This window comes from Nostoc sp. NMS9, from assembly GCF_017114995.1.
Taxonomy (GTDB): domain Bacteria; phylum Cyanobacteriota; class Cyanobacteriia; order Cyanobacteriales; family Nostocaceae; genus Nostoc.
This window is the reverse complement of record NZ_JABXKL010000039.1, coordinates 242,491-254,192: the sequence shown is the minus strand read 5'-3', so window position 1 is coordinate 254,192 and position 11,702 is coordinate 242,491. Positions and strand designations below refer to the sequence as shown.

General features: G+C 43.3%; 6 protein-coding genes and 2 pseudogenes. 6 read left to right on the top strand and 2 right to left on the bottom strand.

Annotation, left to right across the window (positions count from 1 at the left end; genetic code table 11):
* Positions 1–125 precede the first annotated feature (125 nt).
* Together HWQ40_RS13780 and HWQ40_RS13775 are read right to left on the bottom strand one after the other, a co-directional pair.
* Positions 126–1,241, bottom strand: coding sequence for an ABC transporter permease (locus HWQ40_RS13780; protein ID WP_292778578.1), 1,116 nt, complete (start codon positions 1,239–1,241; stop codon positions 126–128).
* Positions 1,242–1,360: 119 nt separating this feature from the next.
* Positions 1,361–2,242 carry an Npun_R2479 family HD domain-containing metalloprotein gene (locus tag HWQ40_RS13775; RefSeq protein ID WP_292778576.1) on the bottom strand — a complete coding sequence of 294 codons (882 nt, stop codon included), beginning with the start codon at positions 2,240–2,242 and terminating at the stop codon, positions 1,361–1,363.
* Positions 2,243–2,810: 568 nt separating this feature from the next.
* On the opposite strand from HWQ40_RS13775, the gene HWQ40_RS13770 reads away from it, so the two are divergent.
* The 6 genes and pseudogenes from HWQ40_RS13770 to HWQ40_RS13745 all read left to right on the top strand — a co-directional run bounded on the left by HWQ40_RS13770 (position 2,811) and on the right by HWQ40_RS13745 (position 11,661).
* Positions 2,811–4,268: an efflux RND transporter periplasmic adaptor subunit gene (locus tag HWQ40_RS13770; protein ID WP_292778574.1), complete on the top strand. Its 1,458-nt coding sequence runs from the start codon at positions 2,811–2,813 to the stop codon at positions 4,266–4,268.
* Positions 4,269–4,360: 92 nt separating this feature from the next.
* Positions 4,361–7,510 (top strand): efflux RND transporter permease subunit, encoded by a 3,150-nt coding sequence (locus tag HWQ40_RS13765; protein WP_292778572.1) that lies wholly within the window; start codon positions 4,361–4,363, stop codon positions 7,508–7,510.
* Positions 7,511–7,635: 125 nt separating this feature from the next.
* Complete coding sequence (locus tag HWQ40_RS13760; protein WP_292778570.1) at positions 7,636–8,112, top strand: hypothetical protein; 477 nt, start codon at positions 7,636–7,638, stop codon at positions 8,110–8,112.
* Positions 8,113–8,292: 180 nt separating this feature from the next.
* Entirely contained in the window at positions 8,293–8,679 is a 387-nt protein-coding gene (locus HWQ40_RS13755) for an endonuclease domain-containing protein (protein WP_292778568.1), read from the top strand.
* A gap of 279 nt (positions 8,680–8,958) precedes the next feature.
* A pseudogene (locus HWQ40_RS13750) lies at positions 8,959–11,174 on the top strand (HEAT repeat domain-containing protein).
* A gap of 15 nt (positions 11,175–11,189) precedes the next feature.
* Positions 11,190–11,661, top strand: a pseudogene (locus HWQ40_RS13745) (DUF29 domain-containing protein).
* The last annotated feature ends 41 nt before the right edge of the window (positions 11,662–11,702 follow it).

Here is an 11,702-nt window from a genome sequence, read left to right as displayed (position 1 = left end):
CATTTGTTATTTCGGGGTACTCATTTGTTATTTCGGGGTACTCATTTGTTATTTCGGAGTACGCATTTGTTATTTCGGGGTACTCATTTGTTATTTCGGAGTACGCATTTACTATTATTGAAGGCTTATCTTCTTAAACTGCGCGGGTCAAGTGCATCTCTCAGCCCATCACCGAGTAAGTTGAATGCTAGCACTGTGAGGATAATCAGCACAGCCGGCGGCCAGATTAACCAAGGTTGCAACACCAAAATTGAAGCATTGCTAGCCAGAGAAAGCATATTTCCCCAAGAGGGGTCTGGTTGTTGAATACCCAAGCCGATGAGACTTAGTATTGCCTCTGCGCCAATAAAGCTGGGAATTGCAAGGGTAGCAGAGATAACTACATAACTAGCCGTTTGTGGCAAAACGTGACGGATAATTATATAAATTGGGTTCCCGCCCATTGCACGCGCTGCTTGGACAAATTCTCGCTCTTTAATTGATAGTACCTGTCCCCGAATGACCCGTGCTAAACCAGCCCAGCTAATCACCGAAGTAATCACCACAATCAGCAAAAAGCGCTGGGTACTACTTAAACCCGCTGGTAAGACCGCACCCAATGTTACCAAAAGATAAATACTGGGGAAAGTCATTAGCACTTCTGCCAAGCGCATAATGATGCTATCAGTTACACCGCCGAAATAGCCGGAAATTCCCCCGATAAGTAAACCGAGGGGATAGGTAATGATAATGCCAAAAATCCCGATAAACATACTGATGCGACCACCATGCAGCAGGCGACTAAATTGGTCGCGACCTTGGTCATCAGTGCCGAAAATATTGACTTTTGCCCCACTTGTTGTGCCAAATAAATGCCAATTTAAGGGGATACCACCAAAGATTGTGACTTCATCCCACGTAGGTGGTAGTGGCAAACTCATCTGCAACAATCGGTATTCTGCCCCGGAGACAAATAGACGCAAGGGTGAAGGCTTTTTCGAGTCTACAATGAGTTCGCGATCGCCTGTATCTAAATTGGTATCTCCCTGAGTCGTCGGATAAACATAAGGCCCGGTAAACTGCCCTGATTGAGAAACCCAGTGTATCTTAGTTGGTGGCAGCAGTGAACCATTGGGCTGTGAAGCATAGGGGTCATAAGGAGCTACAAAATCAGCTGCAATTACTCCTATATAGAAAATTAACAGCAAAATTGCCCCAAAGCGTGCCAAAGGATTTTTTTTAAGTCGTCGCCACCAATCCATAGTAGTTAGGAGTTATAAGTTAGGAGTTATGAGTTATTAAGCTTTTATCTTAATTCATAACTCATGATTAATAATTTTCAACTCCCCGCCTCTAACTCCCACCCTCTAACTCCTAACTCCTAACTCCCAACTCCTAACTTCTCTAAATACCGCTGCTGTTCTTCCTGTTGTTTTTCATGTTCCACAACAAACACGTTTGAGTAAAGATTAGCGAGAATTTGTTTTCCCTGTTGTGTCAATGATAGGTAATGCAGTCCTTCTTGGATATAGGGATAGACGCCATTCCAGTAAAACTTAGCGTAATTGTTACGCAAATCGGCAGGGGTTTGATAGCCTAAAACTTTATTTACACCAGTTTCTTCAAATTCGTAAAATAAAGAGGTAATTTTCTTTAGGTAACGCGGGTCGCTTAGTTGACCAATCAAATCAGCAGCACGCACTAATCCTGCAAAGCACTTTGTATCTTGATGATCCTCTGCCGCAGGTACGGGAAATCGAGTCAATTCAATATTGCTCTTAATTGCCTCAGCATCTATTAACTTGTGACCTCCAAAACGCTCATCAATAAACAGCTTGGCTCTATCAACATGATAAGGCGTCAGACTGGCATCAGAAGCGCCAGCAGCCACAGAAATCATTCTGCCATTTTTACCTGTGGCATATAAGTTTGCTGTTTCTCGGTCTTGTCGGCAAACTCCCTTAACGTAGCCAATATCATGGCTGACTAAAGAAATAATACAATGCAACCAGTCTTCACTCGAAACACCGCCTTCCCTGATGTGTTTGCCACGTAAAATTTCTTGTCCTACCAGAGTGACTAAGACAGTGTGTTCAACATTGTGATAAAGGGCATCGCTATTGGCAATGTTTTCCAAAGCCATGTTACCTGCCCAGGCGATAATGTCCTGATAATCATTTTTAAAGCAGCCATAAGTGCGGCGGTAGCCGTCTCGAATTTCATTTACAAAGGCATCAATTAAAATTTCAGTGGCATTGAACATATCTGCTTTCTCTGGTAAATACCAATTTTTTATTGATTTGATTGATTTCAAAATTCCATCATCAAGGCCACCCTTGCTGGAATTTAAGGCAATGGAGTTTGCTCTTTTGTAACTCACGTGTAGCTGTAGACGCTAGCTTTATCTATGTCTGGATACATGGCTTCCTGGCAACCAAAGGCTTTAGAGAAATGATTTATTACGTGTAAAAAATCATTTCCTGGTGTACCAAGGTACATAAATACTTTCGATTCTAATTAGATAAATCTAGATGAGCTATATCAGTTTTTCATATCTAAGCATTGGTTGACAGTGATCTAAATACAGATGGTGTGTGACATAGAGTAGCTCTATGAGATGAGAGAATTTTTTGTATCATAATCTACATAAAATTTATTATCATTTTTTGGTAGTAATTTCTCTTAGTTACAAAGTTGTATTATATACTATTGCAGATAAAATACATTTACTATGAAATGCGTCATAGTTGATATCGGAGTAAATAAACTTCAAGTTTTCTTAAGAAAATACCAAGATTTGGTATACATACACAGCAAGTAGAGGTGAAACTGTGAGCGATGAAAGTCTTTCAGAAGTTGAGGTGGAAGAAGCTATAACCTCTGAAGATAGGAGTTTTTTAAGCAAATCAGATCAAAAACAAACTAGGGCATGGTTGAAGCCATTATTCTTGGGTACTGGTTTAGGAATTGCGATCGCCTTGGTTGGGATGATTGTATTAAATCGTTTTCCATCCCGTCAACAAAGTGCGGTAGCGGATAAAAAAGTTAACCCAGCGATGACAGTTACTATCGCTACAGTAGAAACCGCCCGTGTTGTCCGTACCCTCAAAACTACTGGGACTGTAGCGGCGAGTGATTTAATTCCGGTGCTACCGCAAACAAACGGTTTACAAATTAAAAGCATCCCCGTAAATGTCAAAGAAGGAGCTTTTGTCAAACAAGGTCAAGTGTTGGCGGTGTTAGATGGTTCCATACTGCAAAGCCAAATTAGCCAAGCAAAAGCAGATGTGGAATCGAAACAAGCAGATGTGGCATCGAAACAAGCAGATGTCGCATCCAAGCAGGCAGATTTGGCATCAAATAAAGCAATAGTCCAGCAAAAACAAGCCGATTTAGCTCAAGCTAAGGCCAGGCTAGAAGAAGCAGCCAAGAATTATCAGCGCTATCAACAACTCGCTGACTCTGGAACGATTAGCAAACAAGAACTTGATACTCGTTCCTATAATGTGAAAACTGCCATAGAAGTTGTGAACCTGTCCCAAGAAAATATACGTAGTGCCCAGGCTAATATCGGCAGTGCCCAAGCCAATATTAATAATGCCCAAGCGATCGTCAACAAAGCCAAAGCCGATGTCAAGAGTAGTGCTGCTAAAGTACAACAACTGCAAACTCAGTTGGGACAAACTGTGGTACGTGCGCCGGTTTCGGGAGTAATCGCCGAGAAACTGGCTAGAGTTGGTGATGTCACTGGTGTACCGCCGCAAACTCAGGTGGGAACGGTGATTGGTGGCACACAAAAGCTATTTTCGATTATCCGAGATGAAAAGCTAGAACTTCAGGCGAAGGTGCCCGAAACTCAGCTAACTCAGGTGAAAATTGGCGCATCGGTGCAAATTACTTCTGATGTCGATCTGCGGGTGCGATCGCAAGGACGAGTCAGAGACATACAACCACAGCTGAACGATCAAAGACGGGAAGCGACAGTGAAAATTGACTTGCCGCCAACAACTTTACTTAAACCAGGAATGTTTGCTAGTGCTGCAATTACTACTAACTCAGGGATGAGAATGGTAGTACCACAAAAAGCAGTGCAGTCCCAAGCAGACGCAAGTGTAATTGTATTCATCTTATCGGGTGAAAATACAGTCCGCAGCCAGAAAGTCGAGTTAGGAGATCCTGGTAATAACGACACAGTGGAAATCAAGAGTGGGTTACAGTTAAGCGATCGCGTTGTCGTTGATGGTGCTGGCTATCTCAAAGATGGCGATAAGGTTCGAGTTGCAAGTTGAAGGGAATGGGAATGGGGAATGGGAAAAAATAACTAATGACAAATGACTAATGACCAATGACAAATGACAAATCCAAAATCTAAAATTTCCCAATGTCTTTTAATATCTCAGCCTGGTCGATTAAAAAACCTGTTCCCACGATAGTTTTATTTTTAATTTTAACGGTTGTGGGTTGGTTCTCCTTCATATCCTTGGGGATTGATACTAACCCAAATATTGATGTGCCAACAGTTTTGATTAAAGTCACCCAACCAGGTGCAGGACCAGCAGAACTAGAATCCCAAGTGACGAAAAAAATTGAAGATGCCGTCGCAGGGTTGGGCAATATCGATTACATGATTTCCACTGTCAGCGATGGGAATTCTAAGACGACAATCAATTTCGTTTTGGGTACAGATAGCGATCGCGCCACCAATGATGTTAGAAATGCGATCGCTCAAATTCGTCAAGATTTACCCCAAGATATCAACGACCCCATTGTGGAACGCCTGGAATTTTCCGGCGGCCCGGTGATTACCTACGCAGTTAAATCAGATCGGCGTTCTGTAGAAGAATTAAGCAATCTCGTAGACCAAACCATTAGCCGCGCCTTGTTAGGAGTTCGTGGTGTAGCACAAATTCAGCGCGTGGGTGGTGTTGACCGAGAAATTCGCATTAATCTTAATCCAGACCGCTTACAAGCTTTAGCAATTACCGCCACTCAGGTAAACGACCAAATCCGTGCTTTGAACATTAACTTACCTGGCGGACGTGCCGAAGTTGGTGGTAGCGAACAAAGTATCCGTACTTTAGGAAGTGCCGTCAGTGTGGATATTTTGAAAACCTATGAAATCGTTTTACCACAAGGTGGTTCTGTACCGTTATCTAGCCTGGGAACTGTAGAAGATAAATTTGGTGACGTGCGCCAAGCCGCCCGTTTGAATAATCAACCCGTAGTAGCTTTTCAAGTTTTACGTAGTACTGGCAGCGTTCTGGTGACTGTGGAAGAAGGAGTGAAAGCAGCAGTCAAACAACTGGAAAAAAACCTTCCTCCAGATGTCAAGCTGGATTTAATTTTTACTAGAGCTGATATTGTCCGCCAATCTTACCAAAGCACCATTGATGAGTTGATTCAAGCCTCTATGCTGGCGGTCATCGTTATTTTAGTGTTTTTGCGTGACTGGCGAGCAACATTAATTACCGCTGTTGCCTTACCCCTATCAATAATTCCCACCTTCGCAGTGCAGCAAGCCCTTGGTTACACCCTCAATAACATGACTTTGTTGGCATTAGCGCTGGCGGTGGGCAACTTAGTTGATGATGCCGTTGTAGAAATTGAAAACATGGAACGGCATATCGCTATGGGCAAGTCAGCTTGGGAAGCTGCTTTTGACTCTTCCGACGAAGTAGGGTTAGCGGTAATCGCAAGTTCAGCGACTATTATTGCAGTGTTTATGCCAGTTGCCTTTATGGGTGGGATTCCAGGACAATTTTTTCAACCATTTGGCGTTACCGTTGCCGTTTCCACAATTTTCTCAACTCTTGTAGCGCGGATGGTTACGCCGATGATGGGGGCGTATCTTTTAAAGGAGGCAGAGGGGCAGGGGGGCAGAGGGGCAGAGGGGCAGAGGAACAGGGGAGTAGTAAAATTCTTTAATTTTAAATTTATACTTCCAGGTGGCGGGAACGGAAGTAGAAAACTTGGAGATGAAAAGCGTCAAGGCTTTCAACCTTATAGATCGCTTTTACAGTGGGCGTTACACCATAGATTGACAACAATGGCGATCGCTTTAGCTTTTTTTATTGCCAGTCTGATGCTGGTTCCCTTGATTCCCAAAGGTTTCGTTGATGATGGCGACTTTGGAATTTCCAACGTATCTATAGAATTACCTCCTGGTTCCACTTTGTCAGACGTTAACAAAGTAGTCACACAAGCGACTGATATCATCCGACAAAACCCAGTAGTTGAACGTGTACTAGCAACAGAAGAGATCAATTCTGCAACCCTTGCGATTAATCTTAAACCCAGAGAGGAACGAAATATTTCCCAAAAACAGTTTGAGGAACAAGTGCGTCCTAACTTTGAACAAATACCAGGCGCTAGAATTAGTTTTCAAAGTCAGTCACCGGGTGACAGTCGTAAAGCTTTATCAATTGTCCTCAGAAGTGAAAATCCCGAAGCATTGAATCAAGCTGCTGATGCCTTAGAAAAGCAGATGCGATCCATAGCTGGATTGGTAGAAGTGGCTTCCACTGCAAGTTTGGTAAAACCAGAGATTTTGATAATTCCTAACCCGCAACGGGCAGCAGATTTAGGGGTGACAGTGCAAGCGATCGCTCGTACTGCTTCCCTTGCCACCATCGGCGATAATGAGGCCAACTTGGCAAAATTTAATTTAAGCGATCGCCAAATCCCCATTCGTGTGCAAATCGATCCGCAAGCGCGTGTTGATATCAACACAATCACAAATCTGCAAGTCCCCAGTCAAAATGGTAGATTGATTCCTCTCATAGCAGTGGCAGATATCCGCTTTGGTAGCGGCCCTGCTACCATCAACCGTTACGATCGCGCCCGTCAAGTAGCTGTAGAAGCCAACTTACAAGGGATTTCTTTGGGACAGGCAGTCCAGACAATCAATGAACTACCTGCGATGCAAAACTTACCGCCAGGAGTAGTACAGCAACCATCAGGTAGTGCCAAAATTATGCAAGATATTTTCGGTCGCTTTGGCAGTGCATTAGGGCTGGCATTAATGTGTATCTATGCAATTCTGGTGCTGCTGTATAACAACTTTCTCCATCCATTGTCGATTATGGCAGCCTTGCCCTTTTGTTTAGGCGGCGCATTGGTAGCATTGATGGTTGCCCAAAAACCCTTGGGGCTTTATGCCTTGATTGGTATCATCCTGCTGTTGGGGATTGTCACCAAAAACTCGATTCTGTTAGTTGACTATACAATCATCAACATGCAAGAAGGCAAAACCCAGCGTCAGGCACTCATTGAATCAGGTGTGTCACGTCTGCGCCCGATTTTAATGACTTCTCTGGCAACGATCGCCGGGACTCTACCTTTAGCATTAGGAATTGGCGCTGGTTCTGAAGTTCGCCAACCAATGGGAATAGCCATTATGGGCGGTTTCACAACATCCACCCTGCTGACACTGCTAGTAGTGCCAGTGATATTTAGCTACATTGACAACTTCCAAACTTGGATTATGCATACACTCCGCTATGGCTTTGGCAAAAAACCATCGCGCCAATAATTGTAGAGACGGCGATTTATCGCGTCTCCTTAACCGAACCGTATTGCTTTTGCCCCTGTGCCTATTGTGCGATCGCATTTACCAGTGGGAATCATAACAAACAGATTCACCTGAGTAAATAACTAATGCCTTACCAAAACATTACCGCTTCCCTTTCCCCAGCAGATATCCAAGAAATTAAAGCAGCCTTTGCGACTATTGAAGCAAAGTTACCTTTTCTCGTGACTCTGAGTGCAGAAGAACGACGCAACTTATTTAAGATGGGCGATAAAAGACTAGCTTTTGTCAACACTAGCTTGATTGCTGCCCAATCTAACCGAGACATTTTACCAGCCAGTTTTGATTTAGATGAATTTGTGCGGGATTATCAACTAGCCGCTAACCTCACCGAAGTTTTGATTGGACTGCGACAACTGACAGAACAAGTAGATGATACCCTAATGGCTGTCAGTAGCGAAGCAATGGGTAGCAGCTTGACAGTTTATGATTACGTGAAGACTGCTGCTAAGAAAACTCCAGGTTTAAAAACTATTGCTGAACAATTAGGCGATCGGTTTAAAGCTATAAAAAGTAAATCGGCTAAAGCTGCTGTCGATTCTTAAAGGATTTTTTAAAAGCCTTTAGTGATGTAGCAAATAGTTTGAGATCCCCCTAAGTCCCCCTTAAGAAGGGGGACTTTGATTCTAGTTCCCCCCTTTTTTAAGGGGGGTTAGGGGGGATCTCGAATGACTATGCACCAAAACCTACGCAGTATTGGGTAGGGGGTATAAACACTAAAAAATATGACAAACCAACTCAATAGCAGCAATCACCATTTACCTTACAATCCAAAGCTTGTAGAAAGAGCGAAAGAACTTCGTAAAAATATGACCCCAGCAGAAAAAAAGCTGTGGTATGAATATTTGAGAAATTTTCAATTTCGGGTTTTAAGACAACGACCGATTAATCATTTCATAGTTGATTTCTACTGTCCTACTTTAAAAACAGTGATTGAAGTTGATGGGGATAGCCATTTTACAGATGAAGGTCAAGATTATGATCTGGAGAGAACAAACATTTTGGAAGGCTATGGTTTAAAGATTATTAGGTTTACAAATAGTCAAGTTTTAAATCAGTTTGATAGTGTGTGTGAGCAGATACAGTGTCTGATCCCCCCTAGCACCCCTTAAAAAGCTACGGTGTACACACAAGTCTTCTAGAGTTGTGCCACAGACTTTTGATCCCCCCAACCCCTCTTAAAAAGGGAGGCTGCCAAACCTTACGTCAAAGACATCGCTGACATCCTCAAGGATAAAACTGTTGACTCAAATGTTCGTTCCAGTGCAGCATCGGCATTAGAAAATCTGGGGGAGGCTGCAAAACCCTACATTAAAGAAATCTTCGACTTCCTCAAGGATAAAACCGTTGACTCTGGTTTTCGTTACAGTGCAGCAGTGGACTTGGGAAATATGGGAGAGGCAGCCAAACCCTACATCAAAGACATCCTCAACTTCCTCAAAGATAAAACTGTTGAGGACTTTGTTCGTTCCGGTGCAGCAGTGGCATTAGGAAATCTGGGGGAGGCTGCCAAACCCTACGTTAAAGACATTGCTAACATCCTCAAGGATAAAACCGTTTCCCCCTGGATTCGTTCCGGTGCAGCAGAGGCATTAGGAGATTTGGGGGAGGCTGCTAAACCCTACGTTAAAGACATCACTGACATCCTCAAGGATAAATCCGTTGACTCAACTGTTCGTTACGGTGTAACAGAGGGATTGGGAAATTTGGGGGAGGCAGCCAAACCCTACGTCAAAGACATCCTCGACTTCCTCAAGGATAAAACTCTTGACTTTTATCCTCGTTCCAGTACAGCTTATGCATTGGGGAAGATAGAACAATTGAACCTAAATAATATTGTTGTAATTCTGGATATCGTCTATTACGCAGGTCAATCAGAATTTGAAGAGTGGCGATTTTTAACCTATTTCCTAAGTGGCGGCACAGATGAAGTAGAAACGCTACTGACATGGCTGGCCAGATCTGAGAAAAAAGCGATTCCTGAGCAACTCACCCACGATGAAGGTAAGAAAACGCTGGAGGTTTTTCTCAAAGCCTGGGAACCTAGTAAAGACCTGGAGAGATTAAGAGAAGATTTAGCAGAACAAATTTCAATAGTTGCCGAGAACAAAAAAGTTCATTGCAATGGCAAGATATTGGTTTGCTATAATCCCACTACAAGAACCTCGAAACTTTGTACCCGAATAAAGCTTATGCGGTGCAGTCACAGATAAGTAACCTTGAGGGTTGGCAGTGGTTTTCCAAAGCCAGAAACACCATCATCATTCACATTGTCTTTTGGCTAGCCCTCATCTTTGCCTACCCCAAATTTCCCCAAGTCCAAGCCATCTTCTTCTGGAACCCTTGGGTACGCCGTATTCTTGGCGTGGGCTATGTCGGCTTTCTCCTCACCTGGTTTCCCCCCTTCCGCCGCAAATTATTTGAACCCTTCAAACCTTCTTTATTAGCCGACGCCGGCTTAGATAATTTTTATGACCAATCATACTTCCCAGAATCAAAAGTCAAAGTTCCCGCATCAGGAAAAATCCTGCCAATTACCCCAGCATTACCCAGTATTCAAGGACAAATTATCTTAGAAGGAGATTCCGGCTTAGGCAAGTCGATGTTTCTCCGTCATCTGTTGAAAAACGAAGAGCGCATAGTCGTTTACCTACCCGCTCAGAAATGTCATAAAGGCGTAATTGAAGCCATCCAAGACAAGCTACACGACCAAGCCCAAGATGCCGGCTTCCTGAAAAACCTCATTTACAGTGGCGCGATAGATATCTGCATCGACGGACTCAACGAAGTTACCGCCGACACACGCGCCAAAATCTGCCAGTTTGTCGAAAGCTATTTCCGGGGCAACATTATCATGACTACCCAGCCCCTAGAGTGGACACCCCCCTCAACAGCCAAAACCTACTACTTGCAGCCCCTTGACCAACAACAAATTCAAGAGTTTTTGATCTCCCGTCAGCCACGACTCCCCAAAGATGCCAAAATTCAAGGTGCTGATTACACCAAAGCTTGCACTAATTATTTAACAGAAGTCCTCAACAACCAGCAAGCCAAAGAAGAATTAGATGCTATCCGCCGCATTCTTTCCAATCCAATGGATTTAACTGTGGTAGCGCTGATGTTATCACAAGGTAAACAGCCAAACTTATTTCGCCTGCAAGAACAGCAATACAACCTGATGGCGGCAGAATACCTGCAAGAATGGAAACAAGAATTTCCGCTCAAAAGATTTTCCGCCGCCGTCTACCGAATGCGACTCGAAGACAAACAAGCCTTACCTGGGGATGAATTTCACCAAGTTGCAATGTCTTTAGAAGACGAGAAATACAAAATGGTAGTCAGCTGTCAGTGGCAAGATGAAAAAGGCGAAGCGAAGAAAGAATGGTATTTCCGCCACGATAAAATCATGGATTTCTTCTTGGTGCAAAACTTTCTCGGCGAAACTGATGCCGCCGAAGGACTATTAGTTGATACAATGGGCGATCCGCGATTTCGTGGTGTTTATTTCTTGCTAGCAACCTTACTTGAGATAGATGCAGCCAAAAAACTGCGGGAAGAATTGATTCAATACGCCGCCGACACCAAAGTTGGAATATTGAATAGTTAGGAGTTAATCTGAGAAATGCCTAACCCGCTGTACGATCAAGATTTGCAATTATGGATTGAGCAAACCATTCAACAGTTACAGAATCATGAATTTGAGGCGTTGGATATTGAGCATTTGATTGAGGAATTAGTTGATTTGGGTAAAGCAGAAAAAAATGCGCTCAAAAGCAATCTGACAATTTTGTTGGCAAATTTATTCAAGTTACGCGTTCAGTATGATGTCCCCGATAGCATGAAAGTCAGCTGGTATAGCTCAATATTGGAACATCGTCAGCGAGTTCTGAATAATTTGACAGATACTCCTTCTCTAAAAAGTTTTCTAACAGAGGCAGTGGAAAAAGCCTACCCAGATGCTCGAAAGCTAGGGATTAAGGAAGGTAAGCTAGCTAAGTTTGGGATTCGGATACCGGAAAAAAGTGAGTATCCCACGGTTGGTTTGTCCTTTTTCGCTTGAGCAGATTTTAGATGAAGATTTTTACGGGCTGTAGAGGATTGCTCTGTCATATTGCTTTACATCTAAATGGATAGA